General features: G+C 43.2%; 13 protein-coding genes. 9 read left to right on the forward strand and 4 right to left on the reverse strand.

All coding sequences use genetic code 11. From position 1 onward, the window contains the following. Window positions 1–499: 499 nt before the first annotated feature. The 8 genes from ABR189_RS19690 (at window position 500) to ABR189_RS19725 (ending at window position 16,955) form a co-directional block, all read left to right on the forward strand. The gene (locus ABR189_RS19690) at window positions 500–3,736 is read left to right on the forward strand and encodes a SusC/RagA family TonB-linked outer membrane protein (RefSeq protein WP_354662185.1); all 3,237 of its coding nucleotides are present in this window, start codon (window positions 500–502) and stop codon (window positions 3,734–3,736) included. Between the two features lie 26 nt (window positions 3,737–3,762). After that, complete coding sequence (locus ABR189_RS19695; protein ID WP_354662186.1) at window positions 3,763–5,205, forward strand: SusD/RagB family nutrient-binding outer membrane lipoprotein; 1,443 nt, start codon at window positions 3,763–3,765, stop codon at window positions 5,203–5,205. Window positions 5,206–5,498: 293 nt separating this feature from the next. Next, complete coding sequence (locus ABR189_RS19700; protein WP_354662187.1) at window positions 5,499–8,654, forward strand: SusC/RagA family TonB-linked outer membrane protein; 3,156 nt, start codon at window positions 5,499–5,501, stop codon at window positions 8,652–8,654. Window positions 8,655–8,685: 31 nt separating this feature from the next. Then, the gene (locus tag ABR189_RS19705; protein ID WP_354662188.1) at window positions 8,686–10,407 is read left to right on the forward strand and encodes a SusD/RagB family nutrient-binding outer membrane lipoprotein; all 1,722 of its coding nucleotides are present in this window, start codon (window positions 8,686–8,688) and stop codon (window positions 10,405–10,407) included. Window positions 10,408–10,431: 24 nt separating this feature from the next. Next, the gene (locus ABR189_RS19710) at window positions 10,432–11,280 is read left to right on the forward strand and encodes a hypothetical protein (protein WP_354662189.1); all 849 of its coding nucleotides are present in this window, start codon (window positions 10,432–10,434) and stop codon (window positions 11,278–11,280) included. Between the two features lie 506 nt (window positions 11,281–11,786). Beyond that, window positions 11,787–14,906 carry a SusC/RagA family TonB-linked outer membrane protein gene (locus tag ABR189_RS19715; protein WP_354662190.1) on the forward strand — a complete coding sequence of 1,040 codons (3,120 nt, stop codon included), beginning with the start codon at window positions 11,787–11,789 and terminating at the stop codon, window positions 14,904–14,906. A 17-nt stretch (window positions 14,907–14,923) separates the two neighbouring features. Further along, a complete protein-coding gene (locus ABR189_RS19720) occupies window positions 14,924–16,396 on the forward strand; it encodes a SusD/RagB family nutrient-binding outer membrane lipoprotein (RefSeq protein ID WP_354662191.1) in 1,473 nt (490 codons plus the stop codon). 52 nt (window positions 16,397–16,448) lie between these two features. Further along, window positions 16,449–16,955 carry a hypothetical protein gene (locus tag ABR189_RS19725; protein WP_354662192.1) on the forward strand — a complete coding sequence of 169 codons (507 nt, stop codon included), beginning with the start codon at window positions 16,449–16,451 and terminating at the stop codon, window positions 16,953–16,955. A 76-nt stretch (window positions 16,956–17,031) separates the two neighbouring features. Here the strand turns inward: ABR189_RS19725 and ABR189_RS19730 are convergent, their stop codons facing one another. Together ABR189_RS19730 and gatB are read right to left on the reverse strand one after the other, a co-directional pair. Then, the gene (locus tag ABR189_RS19730) at window positions 17,032–18,177 is read right to left on the reverse strand and encodes a redoxin domain-containing protein (RefSeq protein ID WP_354662193.1); all 1,146 of its coding nucleotides are present in this window, start codon (window positions 18,175–18,177) and stop codon (window positions 17,032–17,034) included. 250 nt (window positions 18,178–18,427) lie between these two features. After that, window positions 18,428–19,885, reverse strand: coding sequence for an Asp-tRNA(Asn)/Glu-tRNA(Gln) amidotransferase subunit GatB (gene gatB, locus ABR189_RS19735; protein WP_354662194.1), 1,458 nt, complete (start codon window positions 19,883–19,885; stop codon window positions 18,428–18,430). A 168-nt stretch (window positions 19,886–20,053) separates the two neighbouring features. On the opposite strand from gatB, the gene ABR189_RS19740 reads away from it, so the two are divergent. Next, window positions 20,054–21,436, forward strand: coding sequence for an aldehyde dehydrogenase (locus ABR189_RS19740; RefSeq protein WP_354662195.1), 1,383 nt, complete (start codon window positions 20,054–20,056; stop codon window positions 21,434–21,436). Window positions 21,437–21,527: 91 nt separating this feature from the next. Here the strand turns inward: ABR189_RS19740 and ABR189_RS19745 are convergent, their stop codons facing one another. Next, window positions 21,528–22,544, reverse strand: coding sequence for a PDZ domain-containing protein (locus tag ABR189_RS19745; RefSeq protein WP_354662196.1), 1,017 nt, complete (start codon window positions 22,542–22,544; stop codon window positions 21,528–21,530). Between the two features lie 118 nt (window positions 22,545–22,662). Continuing rightward, window positions 22,663–23,082, reverse strand: coding sequence for a hypothetical protein (locus tag ABR189_RS19750; RefSeq protein WP_354662197.1), 420 nt, complete (start codon window positions 23,080–23,082; stop codon window positions 22,663–22,665). Window positions 23,083–23,088: the final 6 nt, after the last annotated feature.

A 23,088-nucleotide genomic window follows, 5' to 3' on the forward strand; every position in this document is an offset into this window, starting at 1 on the left:
ATTTTATACTAATTAAAAACAACATGATAAGTTAACAAATTGTCAAAGTTTTGTTATTTAATTATCGAGAAAGAATAATAGAACTAAAGTTTTGTTAAAAATCCTATATTTGATATGTTAAATTTAGGTTAAACACACGGAAACTGCTTATGAGGAAGAAGTATTAATAGCTTCCCTACGTGATTGAAATTGAAATTATCGGAACCTGCTTGTTATTTTATTCAACCGGACAACATTTATTATTTAGTTAAATAATGTGTTTGTTATTTAACCAGGTGATATCGTTATCAGGTTAGTAAAATTTTTTTCGTTTGGCAAGTTTGTTAAATCAATGTTCTTCATTAAGGGAGTAAACCTTATACTTTGATATAATTTTTTCCTTCTCCGCATAAATAAGTGACCACAAAAATCTAATGCACAAAACCAAAATGAACCAGGCGTTTATGCCCATTGTTTAAACGTTTTTATTTAAAATCAAAATCGGAACAAAATCATGCTTATGAGGAAAAGTCTATTTCTCCTCCTGTCCGTGCTATGTCTGGCAGCTGGTCAGGTTTTTGCGCAGAGTCGCACTATAACGGGGAAAGTTACATCAGCAGATGATGGGCAACCTGTAATAGGAGCCACAGTAATAGTGAAAGGCACCAGCACCGGTGCGGTTACAAACCCGGATGGGGTTTATTCCATTAAACTTCCGGATGGTACATCAAGCCCTGTACTTGTATTTAAGTCAGTTGGTATGCAACAACTGGAATCCAAACTGGGTGCATCCAATACCGTTAATGTGGTGATGCATCTGGACATTACCAAACTTACAGAAACCGTAGTAACGGCAAATGCCATACGCCGTGACAAACGTTCACTGGGTTATGCAGCTCCCATCATCAAAAACGATGAGCTGACCAGAGGTCAGAGCACCAGCCCTTTGAATGCACTCGCAGGTAAGGTAGCCGGTGTGAACATCACCACTACTGCAAGTGCACCTGGTAGTTCTTCCAGGATTGTACTGAGAGGTGGTTCTTCCATTGCCGGTAATAACCAGGCGCTGATGGTAGTAGATGGGGTACCCATTGATAACTCCAGCCTTTTGGGTAACAGTGATAAACTGGGTAAGGATGCCCGCAATAACGTAGACTTTGGTAACAGGGGAAATGATATCAACCCGGATGATATTGAATCTATTTCAGTATTGAAAGGGCCTGCGGCAGCGGCATTGTATGGTTCCCGTGCATCTAATGGTGCGATCGTCATCACTACCAAACAAGGTAAAAAGATAGATGGTAATAAAAAACAGGAAATCACTTTCAATACAGCCGTTACTTTTTCTAATGTACTGAAACTGCCTACTTTCCAGAATGAATATGGAGAAGGATATTATGACTTTGATCCTAAAGAAAATACCAGCTGGGGACCTAAGTTTGATGGTAAGGATAGAGAATGGGGACAGGAAATTAACGGAAAAAGACAGTCTAAGCCTTATGTAGCCCTGAAAGATAATATCAAGAACTTTTTTGAACTGGGAAAAGCTATCAATAATAACCTGTCCTTATCTGGTGCAGGCGAAAAAACATCCTACTATTTATCACTGAACAGCCTGAATTCTGATGGTATCATGCCAGGCGGTTATGATAACTATAACAAGTATGGTGTACGTTTTAACGGTACAGCCCAGTTGAGCAATAAATTCTATACCAGCATCGGTGTTAATTATACCAAGATTAACAGCAACATGATCCAGGGTGGTCAGGATGGTGGTTCTGTATACAACACTGTATTACAGACACCCCGTGATATTCCTTTGGACAAGATGGGTGATCTGAGCAATCCTTATTACAGTATGGGAGGATTCTATGATGAAGAAGGAAATGAAGGATATGGCTACTATAACGCTTATGTGAAGAGCCCTTATTATATCCTGAAAAACTACAAGAATCTGAATGATGTGGATCGTGTGAACGGTAACTTTACCATTGGTTACAAACCCGTTGAGTGGTTGGATATCGTGGAAAGAGTAGGTGCCGATGTGTATTCAGATCGCAGAAGATATAAGAGTCCAAAATTCAATTTTGCTCCTTTAGATACCAAATCCGGAAATTATGGTCCTGAATATGCACAGGTGGAAACCGGTAAATACGGAGAAGACCATTTTAACCTGAGTGAAATTACACATGACCTGATGGTTACTGCCAAAAAGCAGTTTAACAAGGATTTCAATGCCTCTTTAATGGTAGGTAACAACGTTCGCCAGCGTACCTTTACTACCCTGCAAACAGCTACGAATACTGCAAATGGTCTGGTAATTCCAGGATGGTATAGCCTGGATAACAGTGATGGTCCTATCTATTCCTTTAATGAGTATACCAACCGCCGTCTGGTAGGTTTATACGGAGAGTTGAACCTGGCTTATAAAAACATGATATTCCTGGGAGCAACCGCCCGTAACGACTGGTCTTCCACATTACCAATAGCCAATAATTCATTCTTCTATCCAAGTGTGAATGGTTCCTTTGTTTTTTCTGAACTGCTGAACGGCACTAAAGCCAGCAACGTGATCAGTTATGGTAAAGTGCGTGCCAGCTGGGCGCAGGTGGGTAATGATGCAAGTCCTTACCTGTTAAAAACATACTATAACAAAACAGAGCTCAGAGGCGGTTTTGCTATCAATACCTTCCCCTTTAATGGTGTACCTGGTTATACCATGGGAGATCGTATCGGTAATGCTGGTCTGAAGCCTGAAATCACCACTGCATTTGAGGTAGGTACGGAGATGAACTTCTTTAATGACAGGATCTCTGTAGACTTCTCTTATTATCAGAATAAATCTAAAGACCAGATCCTGAGCACGCCTATTTCAAATGCTACCGGTTTTGGATTTAAAGCATTGAATACAGGGCTTGTTCAGAATAAAGGGGTGGAACTGAGCCTGCGTGGTACACCTATCCGTACCGCTTCCGGATTTACACTGGAATTGTACGGTACTTATACCAAGAACGACAATGAAGTATTGGAAATCGCCAATGGCGTAAGCCAGGTATCCTTAGGTGGTTTTGGTGGTATGAGCATTGTTGCTGCAGTAGGGAAACCTTATGGTACTTTCTATTCCGAAGCGATGATGCGTGATGACCAGGGACGTGTAGTGATCAATAAACAAACCGGTACACCTATGAAAACAGATGCGGTATACCTGGGATCCTACAATCCGGATTATATGGCTTCTGCAGGTGCTAATGCTTCCTATAAAGGATTCAGCTTTAATATCCTGTTTGATACCAAACAAGGTGGCAGATTCTTCTCCAGAACAAGAGACAACATGTTATTTACCGGAACAGACCCTGAAACAATCGTGGGTGGCCGTGAACCACATGTATGGCCAAATTCCGTTTATGATGATGGTACCGGCAAACTGGTAGAGAACACCTCTATTAAATTTGATCCCACCAGTTATTTTTCTGGTCCATCCAGAGCTACAGGTGAAAATATCGTAGATGCTTCGTATATCCGGTTACGTGAAATAAGCCTGAGCTACAGATTACCACAGGCGTTGTTGAGAAGAACACCATTCGGTAATGCATCCGTTGGTTTGTTTGGTAACAACCTGGCATTATGGACAGCAAAGGATAATATCTATGCAGACCCTGAAATCAATTCTTCCGGAGCCAGCAATGCGCAGGGTTTTGATTTTACGGCGCAACCATCCGTGCGGAATTTCGGGTTTAACCTGAAAGTGACATTCTAAAGTTGTTAAAATTTAAAAGATTGAAAATGAAAAAAGGTTATATAAAATCCGCACTGGGAGCATTAGCCATCTGTATGGTGACGACTACCGGGTGTAAAAATTTCCTGGATATTAACGATAATCCGAATGCACCGGAAAATGCACAGGTATCTTTGATTTTACCTTCTGCGCAGGCGGGCATCTCGTTTGTGTTGGGGGGTACGTTTCAGATTTACGGTAATATCTGGAGCCAATACTGGACACAGAACTTTGGTGCTTCCCAGTATAGGTCTATAGATCAGTATCAGCCAGGTGCAGCTGATTATGACTGGCCCTGGAATAACCTGTACAGCAACTCTCTGGAAGATCTGGAGATGATCCTGAAAGAAGGCCGGTCTGACAAGAATAAACAATATGCTGCGATTGCTTTGCTGATGAAGGCATATAACTATCAGATGCTGACAGATGCTTTTGGTGATGTGCCATTAAAAGAAGCAACAAAGGGGGATGATAATCTGAACCCTAAATATGATACACAAAAAGAAGTGTATGACAGCATTTTTAAATACATTGACGAGGCACAAGCTATGATCGATCCTGCGTCTGCTTACCTGCCAGGTGCGGATGACCTGATCTTTGGAGGTGATATGGAGCAATGGGACAGATTTGCTAATACACTGAAATTAAGAGCTTATCTGCGCCTGCTGGATGTAGATAAAGCGAAAGCAGAAGCAGGTATTAAAGCGGTAGTAGCTAAACACAATTTCCTGGAAAGAGATGCGGAAGTGAAATACTCTGGTACTGGTGATAACCAGAACCCGGTTTATTCTGAAATTGTTCAGCTGCAGTTTACCTCCAATTTGCTGGCAAGTGCTACCTGTGTGGATACGATGAATGCATTGCAGGACCCCAGGGTGAGCGTATTTTATCAGCCACTGGCCGCCACAGGAAAGGTAACCCCTATCGTACAGGGAGGCTTTGCGTTGATTACATCTGGTAGTTACTCTACGCCTTCTTTTGTAGTAGGAGCAAGGTATTCCAACAATAAATCAGCTATGGCACCGGTTAAATTCATTTCTGCAGCAGAAAGTTATTTCCTGCAGGCGGAAGCATCTGCTCGTGGTTATGGCGGAGGTAGTGCTTCTGGTTTGTATGGACAAGGTATCAGTGCCAGCTTTAGCTCTTATGATATAGCTGAAGGCTCTTATGTAGCTGACAGAGTAGCCGCATTTCCGGCAGCAGCAGAAGGACGTATCAGGGACATCATTACCCAGAAATACTTTGCTATGTGCGGTAATCAGGGTTTTGAGGCATGGACTGAATATCGTCGTACCGGATATCCCAGCTTCCTGATCAAGTCAAAAGCTTCGATTTACAATGATGACAGCAAACCACAGCGTTTCCTGTATCCAAGTTCAGAAGTGACCAACAATGGTAACTTCCCGGGTTCCAAGTTGCTTACCGACAAAGTATGGTGGGATACTAAATAATTATTTTTTTATAAAGTGTGAAAGGGGGAGCATGACGCTCCCCCTTTTTTTGTGCATAAATGTTATCCCCCAATTTCCCTCCTTTTCTGCATCCATCCTTTTAATTATCATGTTCGTTTGTGCACATGATAACTTCAATATATTGCTTTAACAAATATTTAACATTTATTATATCACAGTATTTTTATAATTAACTGATACTATTTTAGCGTATCGTGATGGTATATATGCTTTTTTTTACGTAAATTAATATTGTTATTCTACTCATACCATCAGTCAAAATCTAATTGCTTATGAAAAGAGAGCTACTCGCCTGGCTGTTCGTGGTCACCAGCGTATTACACGCGACAGCCCAGACACGAACCATCAGCGGAAAAGTTACGGATGCCAAAGACGGGTCTCCCCTGCCCGGTGTAACAGTTGTCGTAAAAGGAACCACAAAGGGGGTTTTTACCATTGGAGATGGTACTTATCGTATTACAGAAGTGTCGCCAGGGTCAGTGCTGGTGTTTTCATTTGTAGGTTACCTGAACCGGGAAATGACCATAGGTGCTGGTAATAACATAGATGTAGCACTGGAAACGGATAAAAAACAATTGGGTGAAATTGTAGTCACTGCTGTGGGTATCAAGCGAAGTGAAAAATCCCTGGGTTATTCCCTCAGCCAGGTAAAGCCGGATGAATTGCTGCAAAAGTCAGAACCGGATATGTTAAAAGGGTTACAAGGAAAGGTAGCAGGGGTGGATATCAGGGTATCGCAAGGTACGCCAGGTGCTGCTACCCGCATTAATATAAGGGGTAATACTTCGTTTTTTGGTAATAATGAACCATTAATCGTGGTAGATGGTGTTCCTTATAATAATGACCAGATCACTACTTCCAGTCAGACTTCCGGAGGTGGCGCCTATTCCAGTGGCCTTTCATCCCTCGATCCCAATGACATCGCCAGCATGACCGTATTAAAAGGGGCCGCGGCCGCCGCACTGTATGGTTCACGTGCCTCCAATGGTGCCGTAATTATTACTACTAAATCAGGTTCTGCAGGCCGGTCCAAAAAAGGGCTGGAAGTAAGCTATTCTACTTCTCTTTCTTTTGAAAACATCGCTAACCTGCCTAAGTATCAGAATACTTACGGACCTGGTACCCTGTTTAATTATGCCAATGCCAATGGTTCCTGGGGCCCCAGGTTTGGTACACTGGATTCTATACCCGTATGGCCCGACTACCTGGCTGCATTTCCGGAATTGTTCCCCACCGGTAAAGTGGCCTATAGGGCAATACCCAATAACGTAAAAGACCTTTTTAAAACGGGATCTATTTATGAAAATTCAGTAACTGTAAACGGAGGAGATGAGAAAACAGCATTGAGTGCTACTGCTTCTTATCTTAACCAGGACGGTTATGTTCCTAATTCCAGCTTTAACCGCGCCAATATCAGTATTGGTGGTAGTTCCAAGCTGGGCATGGGGGTTACGGTAGGTGGAAATTTCAGTTATTCCCGTAGCAATCAGGTAGGTGGTGTATTTGGTGAAAACCAGGTGGAAGGATCTGCTTCTTCCTTTGCACGTAACCTGTTCCTCGCACGTAACTGGAATATTGCAGGGTTGCCTTTCGAAGATAAAAACGGTTTGCCGGTATCTACCAGTAATGCGCAATATGATAACCCGCTCTGGTCTTTCCGGCATAATACTATTTCAACGGTGACTGACCGTTATATCGCCAGCATCAAACTGGGATATGAAATAAATCCATGGATCAGCCTTAACTACCAGATAGGTACCAATACCAATACCTTCTTCAGAAGGGAAATCACGGATATTGGTTCCCGTGCGGCAGAAGGAAAAGGACGTATCAAGGAACAAAACTATCAGTTCCAGGAAATAGAGTCCAACTTCCTGGTAACATTAACGCCTAAAATAAATGAGGACTTTGATTTTAAAGCAGTACTGGGGCATAACGTGAACCAACGTACGATGAGAAATCAGATCATCCTCGGAAATGAAATCATCTCACCAGGTATTTATACCATCACCAACACCAAAACGGTATTACCTGATAAGGGAGAATACACCCGCAGACGCTTATGGGGGCTTTTTGCAGACCTGGAGCTGGGGTATAAACAATTTGCTTTCCTGACCTTCACGGGCAGAAATGACTGGTCTTCTACTTTGCCTACCAACAGTCACAGCTATTTTTATCCCAGTGTATCCGGTTCGTTTGTGTTTACACAGGCATTTGATATCGGCGGAGATGTACTGAACTTTGGTAAGATCCGTGCCAGCTGGGCCAGAGTAGGCCGCGATGCTGATCCGTATTCGCTGATCAACATATTCAGAACTAACAGCCCCTTCCAGGGAGTTTCAGGATTAATAGCTGATCCTTCTGCTGCTAATCCCAATCTGAAACCAGAGTTTACCCGCGATGTGGAAGTAGGTGCAACCCTGGAATTCTTAAAGGGACGTATCGCCCTTGATGTGGCGGTGTACAACAGGAATTCCAGTAACCAGATTGCTCCTATTACCTTACCCGCGTCTTCAGGGTTTACACAAATATTTGAAAACTTCGGTAAGCTGACCAATAAAGGGGTAGAAATAGATCTGAATGTGATCCCTGTAAAGACACAAAATCTAACCTGGTCATTGCATGGTGTTTTCACCAAGAATAAGAGTGAGGTAACAGAATTGTTGCCAGGGGTAACACGTATCCCATTGGACAATATCCTTACAGAAATATCTCCTTATCTGGAAGCAGGAAAACCATTTGGGTATCTGCGTGGAACAGTAGACTACCGGGATGAAGCAGGCAACCTGCTGATAGATCCCAATACAGGGCTGCTGATCCGTTCTACAGAGCAACAGATGATAGGTGATCCCAATCCGGATTTTAAAGCGGGGCTTAGTACCACGCTGAACTATAAAGGAATTTTCCTGAACGCCTTATTTGATATGACCAAAGGCGGAGATCTGTATTCAGTGACCGTTAGTTCATTACTTGGACGTGGTGTAACAAAAGATACGGAAGATCGTGAAAGAGGTTATATCATCCCAGGGTATTATGGTGATGCCAACACAGGATTACCTATTAAAGATTCCAAAGGAAATAAGATTCCGAATAGTACAGTGGTTAGTATGAATGAACTGTATTTTGGAGAGTCATTTGCCATTAACTCTGCCACAGAGTGGAATGTGTATGATGCTACTTTGTATACTTTCCGCGAGCTGACTATTGGGTATGATTTTCCGAAACATCTTTTTAAACGGACACCTATCGGCGGATTAACATTTACCGTAACCGGCCGTAATTTATGGTATCTCGCGCCTAACTTTCCCAAGTATACTAATTTCAATCCGGAAGCTAACAGCTTCGGATCTACTACTACACAAGGGATCGAGTTATCAGCAGCGCCTACCACCCGGAGATATGGTGTGAATCTTAAGGTAACATTCTAACTAATTAGAGAACAACCCAAAACCGGAAAAAATGAAAAGAATAATAAATAGTTTTTTAGTGAGCCTGGTAGTGCTAACTGGTTGTACTAAAAACTTCCTGGACGTCAACAAAGATCCCAATAACCCGGCAGTTACTTCTCTGAACAGGTTGTTACCTGCCGCCGAGCAAGGGATGGTATATGCACTTGGATTTACGAATGATAACCGCGGTGCACGCGGGCTTACGGAAGTATTATCTGTATACATGCACCAGGTAACAGTGCGTGAAGCACAGGATCAATACGGTGCAGACGGAAATGAATTTAACATCAACGGTGCCTGGAAAGGTATGTACAGCAGCTCTCCTGCACAGGTAGGATCTGATGTGCTGGGATGTCTTCAGAACATTGAAACCATCATTAACCAGGGCACCCAGGAGGATAATAAAATCTACACCGGTATTGCCAAAATATTAAAGGCATATGCCATCAGCCAGTTTGTAGATGTGTTTGGTGATGTACCTTTTTCAGAAGCCAATAAGCTGATATCCGATGGAATACGCTATCCCAAATACGACAAGGATAGTGAGATATATCCTAAGCTATTGGCATTGCTGGACGAAGGTATTGCAGACCTTAAAGCAGATGCGGAAAATCCTGCAAAGCCCGGCGCGGATGACCTGATTTATGGTGGAAAGCCGGAGTTGTGGGAAAGAGCAGCTAATACTATTAAGCTGAAACTGTATAATCAGTTAAGGCTGGTGCAGAATGTTTCTGCACAGGTAACTGCACTGGTAGGAAGTGATATGCTGATCGAATCTACAGAAGGGAGCTTTATGCTTAAATATGGTAAAAGCACCACTCCAGATGATCGTAACCCTGGATTTAATGATTATTATGCCGGACAAAAAACGCACTACCAGAGTCCCTGGTTCTGGGCTATTATGAAAGGATATAATCCAGCTATTCTAACCAGTAATCCTGATCCCCGGATTCCTTATTACTTTTATCGTCAGCTTAAAAATGATGAGCCTTCTCAGAGTCCTTCAGAATACCGGGATGGCGGATATTTATCTATCGCGTTTGGATCTATAGGGCCTAACAGGGATTTTTCACAGGATCAGAGTATGACCGTGTTTGGTATTTATCCTGTAGGGGGCCGTTATGATGATGGCGGGGCTGAAAAAGTAGATGCCTCTTCTTCCACCGGTGCTGCACCTTTTAAGATGCTTACTAATGCCGATCGTATGTACATAGAAGCGGAGCTGATGAGTGCCGGTGTACTGGCAGGCGATGCAAAGGCTACGTTATCTGCAGCTATGGATGAATCGATGAAGATGGTAGATTATGTAGTAACATTGGTAGGGAATACCCAGGTAATACCCAAACTGGTAGGTTCTGCAGCGGTTACTACTTACAAAACCAAAGCATTGGCAGAGTATGATGCAGGTTCTGCAGCTAAGAAAATGGAAATCATACTGACACAGAAATGGATAGGCAGTTATGGCAGCAGTGTGGATCAATATACTGATTATCGCCGTACAGGCTATCCCGTACTTTTTAATCCTAATAATCCTGCACAGGCACCAGGTGGTAAATTGCAGCCGCCTATCAGCGGAGATCCGTCCAATCCTGTGCAGCCAGCTATCCAGGTGCAACTTACCAGGGCATACCCGCTATCCCTGCCATGGAGCAATGATGATCTGAGTGTAAACGTAAATGCACCACCACAGAAGCAACCTGCCTCCGCAAGGGTATTTTGGGATAAGGATTAATTTTTACGCATTAAATCTTTTACTATGAAGAAGATACTTAGCTTAATAATATTACTGGGGGGGATGGTACTTTTAAGCCATTGCAGAAAGAATGATAATGAGAAACTGCCTGCGCTGGTACAAACGCCGATACCTTTACTCACCATTGATGAAACTACAGATTTCTTAATTGAAGATCCGAATCAATTCAGCAGCAAATTCAATGTTGGGTTATATTTTAAGGATAATACACCTCCCCGAACCTCTGATATAGCAGTAACAATGAACGGTGATTATTCGAATGTGAAAATCCTGAAAACAGGAGTTACCACATTGCCTGCTGTGGAGAGTGTTACAGCGAAGGAGATGATTGAGCTGTTCGGAAAAACAACCGCTGATATAAAAGCAGGTGATTATTTTGAAATAGGGCTGAATATGACATTGGCTAACGGACAGGTAGTACCTGCATTCCTGGATGGTCAGTCGCCCTATGGAGGGGATGCAATGAACCTGGATGGTTCCAGCCCTACTATCAAGTACCGGAAGGTATGTCCTTTGGATTTGGATGAATTCACAGGTACGTTCACGATAGATGATCCTGATTTCTGGGAAGGAAGCTATCCTGTAACAATATCCAGAGATGGTGCAGAAGGATTAAAGATTACAGGGTTTATTGAAAACCCCAGTGCAGTGGTTAAAGTTACAATAGATCCTAAAAAACACTCTGTCATTATTCCCAAACAAACCTATCTGGCCAGTTATATAGGATATCATAATTTTACTATCGTAGGTGCGGGAGAGTTAGATGCATGTAATAAAATAATCACTGCGAGTATTACCAATAGTGTTACAGAGGGGTCATTTGGAACAGTAACAATTAAAATACATAAATAGCGGGAACCCGTTATAAAGAATAACTAACGTGGGTTAACCTGAAGCAGTCATGACTGCTTCAGGTTAACCTTTTTTATTATAACACATAAGTTGTACGTGGTGAATTCCTGTTATTTTTATATATTGCGTTAGAATTTAGTCCAATAGGAGAGCATCAGTAATGTAGCACAAAGAATATTTTAACCCAACGAACCAAAATCAAACCAAATCTAACGAACCAAAATCAATTGAATCATTTATTAATCTAAACCAAAATTCACAACGTCAGTAATTAATATCCAAAACTTAAAAAACAAAATCTAAACAGGGTACCACCTTACAACAGTGTGCCATGCTTTTATTGTATTACTTCTATAGCCTTTGATCCTGTGCAGCCCAGAGCAATTATCATGCTGTGATAGTTAACCGCTATGATGTAAATCACCCTATAAATTGCATACAGCTCGTTTGCAGTACTTCCTGTGCTATGTAGTTAACTGGAATTCACATATCAAATTTAATTGCTTATGAAAAAAGGATTACTCCTATGGCTTCTTATGGCCATGAGCGTGCTATGTGCATATGCTCAAAACCGAACTATTACCGGTAAAGTCACTGATGCAAAGGATGGTGTTCCATTACCGGGAGTCACTGTTGCTGTGAAAGGCACTCAAACAGGTGTATTCAGTAAAGCGGATGGTACGTTTAAATTAGATGTACCAACGGATGCGGCTACACTGGTTGTTTCATTTATTGGCTACGAATCCCAGGAGCTGAATCTCAGCGGAGGGAAAAGTAATTTTAACCTGCAACTAAAACAGGATACCAAGAGTTTGCAGGAAGTAATTGTAACTGCCCAGGGTATTACCCGTGATAAGCGGGCTTTAGGTTATGCCGTTCAGACGGTGGATGGCGCAGCGATTTCGCAAAAAGCGGAGCCCAGCGTATTGAACTCCCTGGCTGGTAAAGTAGCCGGGGTTAACATTACCTCTGCCAGTGGTGCACCAGGATCCAGTACCAATATTAACATTAGAGGTATCACTTCTTTCTCCGGAAATAATCAGCCATTGATTGTAGTGGACGGTGTTATATTCAGTAACTCACTGGACCAGACAGAGAATACCCTTTTTGGTTCACAGCCGGCAAACCGTCTGAATGATATCAGCCCGGAAATCGTTGAATCCATTACCGTGTTGAAAGGTCCTGCAGCAGCGGCATTGTATGGATCAAGAGCCTCTTCCGGTGCTATTGTTATTACTACAAAAGCCGGAAAAAATCTTACCGGTAAAACAGAGGTGACCGTTACTTCATCCGTTACTTTCCAGAATGTTTATGGCCTGCCTAAATTGCAAAATGAATATGGCCAGGGTGCCAATAATGATTTTGTAAATACCTCCAGCAATTCCTGGGGGCCAAAATTTGGCTCAGGGCTAGATAGCGTTGTAACTGTGCAGGGCGATAAGGTACCTTACCGTGCCTATCCCAATAATATCAGGGACTTTTACAAAACAGGAACTATTGTACAGAATGGTGTAAGTATCGCATCAGGAACACCTGATAATAATATATCCCTTGGCGTGAGCAGCACTATTCAGAAGGGTATTATTCCTTTTTCTGAATATAAGCGCCATAGTATTCAGGTGGGGGGAAATAAAAAATTACAGAACGGGTTAAAGATTGGTACTTCCATTACCTATGTAAGAAGCGGACAAGGAGGCACCCCGATGGGTAATGGAGGAAGTGCCTTTGGACAGCTGACACGTATTCCAAGAAGCTATGATCTCATGGGAATGGAGTATAAAGATCTGAAGGATATTAACCAAAAGAGCTTTTTCTATAATCCTGCACAGAACCACCCTATGTGGAGTGCAGAAAAAGAACAACTGACCAGTAATGTAGACCGTCTGTTCGGATACTTTACCATGGGATATGACATTACGAAGTGGCTGAATGTTTCTTATCGTGCTACAGCTGATGTGTATTCTGACAGAAGAAAACTGATATTGCAGATTGGCTCTGCCAGAGAAGCTGCTGGTCAGGTAACAGAAGATCAGTTTGTGCGTTCTGAATTGAACGGCGATCTGATGATCCGGGCTAACAAGGAGGATATCTTTACGAAAGGGTTAAATATTGCTGCTTTATTAGGACAGAATATCAACCATCGTGATTATGAGAATGCTGCTGTTGTTGCGGATGGGCTTACTATTCCTAATTTCTTCAATGTGAGTAATGGTAGTGTGTTTTCTGCCAGCCAGGAGCAATCTAACCGGCGCAGGCTGATCGGTTATTACGGGCAGTTGAATTTTAGTTACATGAACTATCTGTTCCTTGATCTGACAGGAAGGATGGACCAATCATCTACACTGCCGGTGAGTAAGAATAAATACTTCTATCCTTCAGCTGCATTAAGTTTTGTACCAACGGATGCCTTCCATCTGGAATCAGATGTACTTTCCTATGCTAAGGTAAGGGTTAGTGCCGCTAAGGTAGGCCGTGATGCAGACCCTTATCTGTTACAAACATTATACGCCAAAACATCTTATGGTAACAATACTGCCAGCATAGAATATCCGCTTGCCCTAGGAACAGGTAATATCAGCGGATTTCAGTTGGATGGCAGAATAGGTAGTGAACAGCTCACACCGGAATTTATCACCTCCTATGAAGGTGGGGTAAACATCGGATTGTTTAAGAACAGGGTTAACCTGGACGCTACTTATTTTTATACCAGGAGTGCCAATCAGATTTTTGATGTGGCGGTTTCCCCTTCCAGCGGGTTTAATACCAGGACCACCAACGTGGGTTTGATGACCAACAAAGGTATAGAGCTGATGTTGAATGCTGTGCCGGTAAAAACACGATCTGTTTCATGGGAACTTTCAGCCAACTATACCCGCATTCGCAATAAAGTAGAAGAAATTGCTCCGGGAGTAGAAAACAGCGTTATTATCGGTAACTATTTCGGCGGTATCGATCCTTCTATTGCAAAAGGTTACGCTTACGGTGTAATTATCGGTAGTAAAAATGTGAGGAATGCGGATGGACAGCTGGTGATCAATCCTAATACCGGATTACTGGTACCTGCCGTAGCAGGAGAAGTCATTGCAGACCCTAACCCAAGATGGTTTGGTGGCATTACCAATACAGTAAAGTACAAAAACTTTACCTTCTCATTTCAGGTAGATACCCGTCAGGGAGGAGATATTTACTCTTTCAGCATGGTTGACCTGAGGAGTAACGGAAGTCTGGATATTACGAGCAAAGACAGGGAACAGCCCAGGATATTACCTGGTGTGATAGAGGTAGCAGATGGTAAATACATTCCCAACAACATTCAGATAAGTGCACAATCTTACTGGGCAGCATTGGGAGGTTTGGCATCTGAAGGAGCAGTATTTGATGCTACCGTATACCGGCTGCGTGAAATGTCTTTGTATTATAATTTCCCTACCAGCCTTTTTGGAAGCAGGTCTCCTATTGGATCGCTGAGCCTGGGGGTTAGCGCGCACAATCTTTATTTCTATGCACCACATTTTCCTGCGGATCCTGAAACGAATACACAGGGAGCAGGTAATATACAAGGGTTGGAGTTGAATGGGGCACCTAATACCCGCAACTATGGAGTGAATCTGAGAGTTACTTTCTAACGCAAAAATTAATGAACATGAAGTCAACGAAGCTAAAATATATACCGATGTTATTGCTGGCGATTTCTTTTGCAGGATGCAAGAAATTCCTGGATGTAAACGCCACACCCAACAAACCTACCAAGGTACCTCCTACCTTGTTATTGCCGACCGCTCTTTCCGGGACTGCATTTGCTACCAGTAATGAACTGAACCGGTTTACCGCAGTAACAATGGATTATCTGACCGGAGCTGCCGGCAGCCCTGCCACCTGGGATATCTATAATACAGATGGTGGTGATTTTGGTAATCAGTGGTCATTTGAATTGTATGGCAGTGCCTCACTGATATCCTATAAAAAGATGATTGAAGGCGCCCGTGAAGTAGATGGATTAGCGTATATCGGTGTGGGTAAAATTATGTCTGCTTATACCTTCAGTATTGCTACGGATGTTTGGGGAGATGTGCCCTATTCTGATGCACTGTATGGTGATGACAGAGAAATATTGCAGCCTAAGTTAGATACGCAGGAAGATATCTATAAAGGTAATGCTACTATCACCGGACTGATTGATATGACAAAGGCGGGAATATTGGCCATGGATTCTGCGAGTACTATGGAGCTGGGAACCGATGATATTATCTACAACGGCGATACGGATGCCTGGAAAAAAGCAGGCAACACCTTATTGTTAAAGCTGGCTATGCAAATCAGCGGGAAAGAGCCCGCCCTGGCAACCACTATTATTAACGAGCTATTGGTGAAAAACGATTTTATTACGGATAATGCAGAGAATCTGGCAGTGCCATTTGGCAGTAGTGTAGGAAGCCGCAGCCCCCTTTATGAGTTGATTAATATCAGCCTTTTCCGGAATGAAATGATTGCCAGTACCCGTTATGTAGACCGGCTGAAAGCATTGGATGATCCCAGATTACCCCTGTTTATTACTAAACCAACCGGTAATTATGTGACTTTGGATAATGGTTACAGAGGTACGCTTCCTCCTGCTGAAACATGGTCAAAATGGAGTGATGTCATTACAGGGAAAGGCGGTGTTGGTCCATCCAGATTGCTTACCAGTGCACAAAGAGCATTTATGCTGGCAGAAGCAGGTATCAGGTTGGATGGTGTAAACATTACTGATGCAGAGGCACAGGCCTATTTTGAAGAAGGCATCCGTGCTTCTATGGAAGATGCAGGCGTAAAGGAAGCAGATATTGAAGCTTATTTCACCAGCCATCCGGCAGTAGTTACTTTATCCGGCAATAAAGCAAAGAAGATAGAGCAGATCATTACGCAGAAATATATTTCTCATACAGGGTGTGGTTTGGAAGCCTGGAATGACTGGAGAAGAACCGGTTATCCGGTGATGCCAGAACACCAGAATGCGGTAGGGATTGACGGAAAGCGTCCGGTTAGAGCGCAGTATATTAATGATGAAGTGGCCGCTAACCCTAATTTTAAAGATGTAAAACTGCCTAACGTAAAAGTTTGGTGGGATGTGGATTGATATTACGCGGATAAGCATCATCCGGATTATTATTTATTAAAAGGAAAGCATTATGAAAATTGTATTTAATAAAATAGTTCTTTTTGCCTTGTTTGCATTCGGGGCCGTGGCCTGTAAAAAGGAATTTACCGATGATCTGGTAAAGGATAATAAACCGGAAATACCGGTTACCTTCGTCGGCGCCACTACCAGCGGGTTTAACCCTTATTACAAGGTATCCATACAGGGAGGAGGCGTGATTAAACTGGAACTGAGCATTCCGGCTAATGCTCCTCATAAGATCAAAGAAGTCAGCAAAATCGTTTGCGGCGCTACTGCACTTAATGCAGGTAATCTGAAAGATCCCAGTTATCCATCTTATCTGGCAGCACCAGTAGCGGTAAACGGGACTACTTATACTTTATCTACCAATGTTACGGAGTTTAATACAAAAGCACCGAAGGCATCGGATAAGATCCCGTTGGATAAAGGAGGAGAAAGAGCATTTCTTATCTTACTCACCATGGATGATAACAGCGAGATCATCCCGGTGCAGTGCCGTATCAGGGTAACACCTTAATAGCATTGTATACTTGTTACATCAAAAAGGCGCCTCAATTATTGAGGCGCCTTCCTTTTATTGGTGGTATTTATAATTATTTCACTATTTCTTTCAGTTTAGCTTCCAAGTCTTCCCCTCTCAGGTTAGAAGCGATTACTTTACCCTGAGGATCCAGCAGGTAGTTCATTGGAATGCCCTGGATGCCATATAGAGGCACGACAGCAGATTCCCAGAACTTCAGGTCACTTACATGGTTCCAGGTAAGTCCGTCGTCTTTAATAGCCTGTAACCAGGGTTCTTTTTTCTGATCCAGGGATACACCCAGTATTGTGAAGTTTTTATCCTTGAATTGCTGATAGGCTTTCACCACGTTAGGGTTTTCCATGCGGCAGGGTTTACACCAGCTGGCCCAGAAGTCTACCAGTACATATTTACCACGGAAGGAAGCCAGGCTCACCATTTTGCCGGAAACATCCGGAAGGGTGAAGTCAGGAGCTTCCTGGCCTATTTTAACAGCAGCCGCCTCTTCACCACCTGCAGCACCTGTAGCAGCCGATTCCATTTCGGTCAGCTTATCAATCATACTTTTTACCAGTTCATTTTTAGGGAACCGGGTTTTGATATCAGCAATCAGCTTTTTATTTTCCAGTAGGGCCCTGGGATCGCTTACCTGGCTGATAGCAAAAACGGCATTGGCAGGGTTTTTTGTTTTAGCGGCCAGGTCAAAGAATTCCTGTTGGAAAGCTTTTTCGTTCTTTTGCAGGGTAGCTACTTTTGTTTGTAAAACGCTATCCGGTGCTTTAATGTTATGTAAGCTGTCTACTGCTCTCATTTCTTCTGTGAGCACCATTGCTTTTTTACTGATATCCTGTACAAAAGCCTGCATTTCTGTAGTGGCTTCAGAACCTGATACGGTTATTTTTTCCAGGTTGTTATAATCCCCGTCAATCTTCATATCTCCGGCATCTAAAGCCAGCAGGATATTTTTGCCATCAGCAAAGCGGATGCGGTAAAGCCCCTGTTCGGCTACCATTCCTTTCAGGGAGAAATTACCACTGGCATCTTTCACTGCGGTAGTATCCACTACTTTTACATTCTGCAGGGTCAGCTCCTCGAGGAACACCTGGCCAAGAGGTACATTATTTAAATGCACATCAATTTTAAAGTCTCCTTTTTCGGTTTGCTCCGAGCAGCTGGCCAGGAATACTCCCATTGCCAGCCAGAGTAAGTATTTTTTCATAGTCATTTTTTTACCGTGCAATACTGTTATTTAAACAAGTGTAATACGAATGATAGCACGCTGTTATTGTCAAAAGTAATAAACAATGAACAGCAATACCCGCCACTGGTCAAATTTTCACTTTTTGTTGGCTTATTGATATAGTGAATAATTGGCATGGATGGGGCAGATATGCACCTGCCAGCCAAGGGTTTCCATGCTGGCAATGGATTTAGGTATTGAATATAGGCAAATTGTCTGCGACAATATTTCAGCCTTTTAATTTTTGCTCCAGTAGCTGGTTGGTTAATTTGGGATCGGCTTTCCCTTTTGACAATTTCATTACCTCTCCCACAAACAATCCCATCAGCCCTTTTTTTCCTGCCCGGAACTCAGCCACCTTTCCGGCGTATTTGGCCAATACCTCATCAATAATAGGTACCAGGCTATCCGTATTGGTTTCCTGGAGCAGATTAAGCGCGGTGGCTATTTCCAGCGGATCTTTTTCCGGGGCCAGGATCATTTCCGGTAAGATACGGGAGGAAGCAATAGAAAAGCTGACGTTACCTGCTTCCACAATCTGTAACAGCCGGGTCAATTGCTGTGGAGGCAGCGGGAACTGTGCCATACTGATGGCCTGTTCATTCAGGTATGATTTTACCGGCCCCAGCATCCAGTTGGCCGCAGCTTTATATTGGGAAGTAAAGCCTGTAAGGTTTTCAAAGTAATCGGAGGTTGCTTTATCATCACAGAGCACCCTGGCATCATATTCGGATAAGCCATGCTGTTGGGTATATTTCCGGATCAGTTCTTCCGGCAAAGCGGGCAAAGTGGCCCGTATGTCATCAATAAATGCATCAGACAGTTTGAAGGGCGCCAGATCCGGTTCAGGGAAGTAGCGGTAATCATTAGCTTCTTCTTTAGAGCGCATGGAAAAGGAGCTGCCATTGCTGGCATCAAAGCTGCGGGTTTCCTGTAGGAGGGTACCCCCTGCTTCCACCAGTTCTATTTGTCTTTTTACTTCGTTGTCGATTGCCCTTTTCACGTTGCGGATGGAGTTCATGTTCTTTACTTCTACCTTGGTGCCCAGGGTTTTTTCTCCCATGAGGCGGATAGAGATATTGGCATCACAGCGCATGCTGCCTTCCTCCATGTTGCCATCGCATACTTCGAGATAGCGGACCAGCCTTCTCAGTTCGGTGAGGTAAACGTAAGCTTCTTCGCTGGTATGCATATCGGGTTCGCTTACAATTTCTACCAGGGGCACCCCTGCCCGGTTGTAATCCACAAGGCTATCAGCCGAATCCTGGTCGTGCAGTAATTTGCCGGCATCCTCTTCAAGGTGAATCCTGTTGAGCTGGATATTACGGCTACCATTTTCTGTTTGAATGGGTACGTATCCGCCTTTGCAGATAGGTGCGGTATGCTGGGATACCTGGTATCCTTTAGGTAAATCGGGGTAGAAATAGTTTTTACGGGCAAAGTAGTTCTCCTTTTCTATCTCACAATGGCAGGCCAGCCCCAGTTTAATAGCATATTCCACTGCTTTCCGGTTTAGCTTGGGTAAGGTACCTGGATGTCCGAGGGTAATAGGACTGATATGGGTATTGGGCGCGCCGCCAAAGGCAGCGCTGTCGCCACAAAATAATTTACTGGCTGTAAGCAACTGTGCGTGTACTTCCAGGCCTATCACTACTTCGTATTTACTATAGTCAATGTTTGCACTCATATACCGGACTGATTAGCGCAAATATATTCAATTAAAGTTGCAAAGGAAAGCGTGTTGCAGTTCAGGGTTTATAGGGCGCAGGGCCACCTTAAAAACTGGTTAAAACGCGTTACGGTACCGGGAGAAAGCGTTATCTTCAACAAGTTGCAATCATAAAATGCTATTCCCATGAGTAACTTACCTGGTATAGGTAATATATACAAAGCCCAGCAATCTTATTTTGAATCAGGCGCCACCAGGCCCTACGCCTTTCGTAAAGCCCAGTTACAATTGTTAAAGAAGGCTATCAAAAAACATGAACAGGAAATACTGGATGCGCTGTACCGTGATCTGCGCAAACATGCGGTAGAGGCTTATGGCAGTGAAGTGGGGTTTATGTATGAGGAAATAAACCATGCACTGGCACATCTGAAAACATGGATGGAGCCGGAAGAGGTTACCTCTCCACTGATGTATTATCCAAGTAACAGCAGGGTATACAAAGAGCCATTGGGGCTTACTTTAATTATTGCTCCCTGGAATTATCCCTTTCAATTGCTGATGGGACCATTGGTGGGAGCCATCTGTGGGGGGAATTGTGCGGTGTTAAAGCCTTCAGAGCTGGCACCTTTTACAGCGGTGGTTACGGAAAAGCTGATAAAGGACACGTTTGATCCCAAATACATTACAGTACTACAGGGAGATGGAGGCGTGGTAATACCGGAGGCTATGCAATACCGTTTTGACCATGTATTCTTTACCGGCAGCATTCCTGTAGGAAAGAAAATAATGGAGATGGCGGTACCCCACCTCACACCGGTTACCCTGGAGTTGGGGGGAAAGTCGCCCTGTCTGGTAGATGAAAAGGTGAATCTAAAAGTTGCGGCTAAACGAATCGTATGGGGTAAATACTGGAATGCCGGACAAACGTGTGTAGCACCGGATTATGTATTGGTACATAAAAATGTGAAAGCTGCCCTAGTGGATGAACTGAAAGCTGCCATTACGGAGTTTTACGGATCAGATCCGGCGCAAAGTGAAGATTACGGGCGTATCATAAATACCAAACGTTATGAAACGTTGTGTAAGTATCTAGCGTCAGGGAAGGTGGTTTTTGGGGGAGCCACAGATGAAGCGCAACGCTATATCGGCCCAACGATACTGGAGGAGGTAGCATGGACAGATCCTGTGATGCAGGAGGAGATCTTTGGTCCTATCCTGCCGGTGATTGCTTATGATGATTTACCGCATGCGGTACAGCTGATCCGGCAGCATCCCTATCCACTTGCATTATATGTGTTTACCAAAAGCAAAAGAACAGAAAAGATATTACTGGAGCAGGTAAGGTTCGGAGGCGGCTGTATTAACAATACGCTGGTACATCTTGCCAATCCTGAGCTGCCTTTTGGAGGTGCTGGTTACAGTGGTATGGGGAATTATCACGGTATCTATGGCTTTGAAACATTTACGCACCGTAAAGGAGTGATGAAAACGGGTACCTGGCTGGATGTGCCGGTAAAGTATCCCCCGTTTAAAAACAAACTGAAGCTATTAAAGATGATGGCTAAGTAGGAAGAAGATGGCAGCTCAACTTACTGATATAAAAAAGAGGAACTGTTTTCAGGCAGCTCCTCTTTTTTTATGCTTTGTATTACTGTGATATTTACAGCTCGGCCGTATTTAATTTCTTAGGAATTTTAATCTCCAGTGTTTGTGATTTTCCATCACGTTTAACCGTTGCAGTGATTGTACTTTTACCTTTATTTTCCCGGTATGCAGCAGTCACATCTTTCGCATTTTTTACTGCATTGCCAGCCATTTGGGTAATGATATCTGCCGGTTTAAAGCCAGCTTTTTCGGCAACAGATCCGGGTTTTACTTCCAATACGGCAGCACCTTCTTCTTTTTCTGTATCCTGTACATAGAGGCCCAGCTTAGGTCCCTGGGAGGAGCCATTAAAACGTTCAAACGGATCGTTGAAATCCTGGCCACGGTTAGGCGGCAGCAGGTCGAAGAAGTTATTGCCTTGTCCGCCTCTTGGAATCATATTGAATTGATTCATCTCTTCCTGATCTCTTTTTCCAAGGGTAGCAGTAGCCGTACTTGGTTTTTTATTCCGGAGATAGGTAATTGTTATTTTATCTCCTGGTTTGAAAGTACCGATTTTTTCAAACAGGTCTTTGGGTTCATTGATCTTGTCATCATTTACTTTGGTAATGACATCCCCGGTTTTTAAACCTGCTTTTTCTGCAGCACTTTCCGGAGCTACTGTTTTTATGGTAGCGCCGGCAGCTTCCTGCTTTTCTGTGATCACACCCAGCACTGCGCTACCTCCTGCCGGGAGCATGCTGCCATTGTCCGGAAATTTAAAGAGCTGCATACCTTTATGGGGCGACATATCGAATGAGAAGCTGTTGCCATCTACAGGTGTTACTTTGCGGCGTAATACGGAGATATTTCCATCTTTGTAGTTATCCATTTTCTGGCCATCTACCCACACTTCTCCATCTTTGATTTCTACCGTCACTTTCCCATTTTGGGTGCCTTTGGGTTTGATAATAATTTCATCAAACTCTCCCAGGGTATCTTTTTTCTGATCCTGTGCCCACGCGCCTGAGGAAGCAGTTAAAGCAAAACAAGTAATACCAGCCAGGGTAAGGCGTTGGAGTAATTTGCTCATAACAACTGATGTTTTTATTAGTAATTGAATCATTTGATCGTTGCAAATTTACCGGTGATTGCACAAATGAAAAGTTAAAAAGGGGGATAGTTTTTTAAGGGAATGTTAAAAAGGGGGGTTATCTGAAATCCAGTTTGTATATGGTCAGGATATATTGAGCCTGCTGATCATTTAGTTTCAGGTAATTCCAGCGTTTGGTTTTGCAAAGATTAAAGCGGCCCTGCTTCTTATAGGGATTGAAGATCGCGATACTGTCGGCGATGGATATCACGTGATTATCAGCTTCAAAATTATTAACGGTATACTGGGTATGATTCGTGATTTTCTGAATGGTTTTCATGCCGCCGGAGGGGATGATGAGGGAAGTGTCTTTTCCTGGCAGGGAAGCGGATGTTTTGCTCCGCAGCCATACTTTCACTTCATAGGGGGCGTGATTAGCGATGAGGTATTGGTATTCCACAATATTTTCCGGTTCCTTCTCGCAGGAAAAGAGGCATGTTATGATGAATACGAAGATAAGCCGGAATATGTATTTCATAAAAGG

This window comes from Chitinophaga sp. H8, from assembly GCF_040567655.1.
GTDB classification, from domain to species: domain Bacteria; phylum Bacteroidota; class Bacteroidia; order Chitinophagales; family Chitinophagaceae; genus Chitinophaga; species Chitinophaga defluvii.

Excerpts from the sequence above, each read along its gene's own strand:
- ABR189_RS19740 (WP_354662195.1), top strand. The coding sequence starts at position 20,054 with ATGAGTAACTTACCTGGTATAGGTAATATATACAAAGCCCAGCAATCT.
- ABR189_RS19695 (WP_354662186.1), top strand. The coding sequence starts at position 3,763 with ATGAAAAAAGGTTATATAAAATCCGCACTGGGAGCATTAGCCATCTGT.
- ABR189_RS19715 (WP_354662190.1), top strand. The coding sequence starts at position 11,787 with ATGAAAAAAGGATTACTCCTATGGCTTCTTATGGCCATGAGCGTGCTA.
- ABR189_RS19730 (WP_354662193.1), bottom strand. The coding sequence starts at position 18,177 with ATGAAAAAATACTTACTCTGGCTGGCAATGGGAGTATTCCTGGCCAGC.
- ABR189_RS19700 (WP_354662187.1), top strand. The coding sequence starts at position 5,499 with ATGAAAAGAGAGCTACTCGCCTGGCTGTTCGTGGTCACCAGCGTATTA.
- ABR189_RS19705 (WP_354662188.1), top strand. The coding sequence starts at position 8,686 with ATGAAAAGAATAATAAATAGTTTTTTAGTGAGCCTGGTAGTGCTAACT.
- ABR189_RS19725 (WP_354662192.1), top strand. The coding sequence starts at position 16,449 with ATGAAAATTGTATTTAATAAAATAGTTCTTTTTGCCTTGTTTGCATTC.
- ABR189_RS19750 (WP_354662197.1), bottom strand. The coding sequence starts at position 23,082 with ATGAAATACATATTCCGGCTTATCTTCGTATTCATCATAACATGCCTC.
- ABR189_RS19710 (WP_354662189.1), top strand. The coding sequence starts at position 10,432 with ATGAAGAAGATACTTAGCTTAATAATATTACTGGGGGGGATGGTACTT.
- gatB (WP_354662194.1), bottom strand. The coding sequence starts at position 19,885 with ATGAGTGCAAACATTGACTATAGTAAATACGAAGTAGTGATAGGCCTG.
- ABR189_RS19690 (WP_354662185.1), top strand. The coding sequence starts at position 500 with ATGAGGAAAAGTCTATTTCTCCTCCTGTCCGTGCTATGTCTGGCAGCT.
- ABR189_RS19720 (WP_354662191.1), top strand. The coding sequence starts at position 14,924 with ATGAAGTCAACGAAGCTAAAATATATACCGATGTTATTGCTGGCGATT.
- ABR189_RS19745 (WP_354662196.1), bottom strand. The coding sequence starts at position 22,544 with ATGAGCAAATTACTCCAACGCCTTACCCTGGCTGGTATTACTTGTTTT.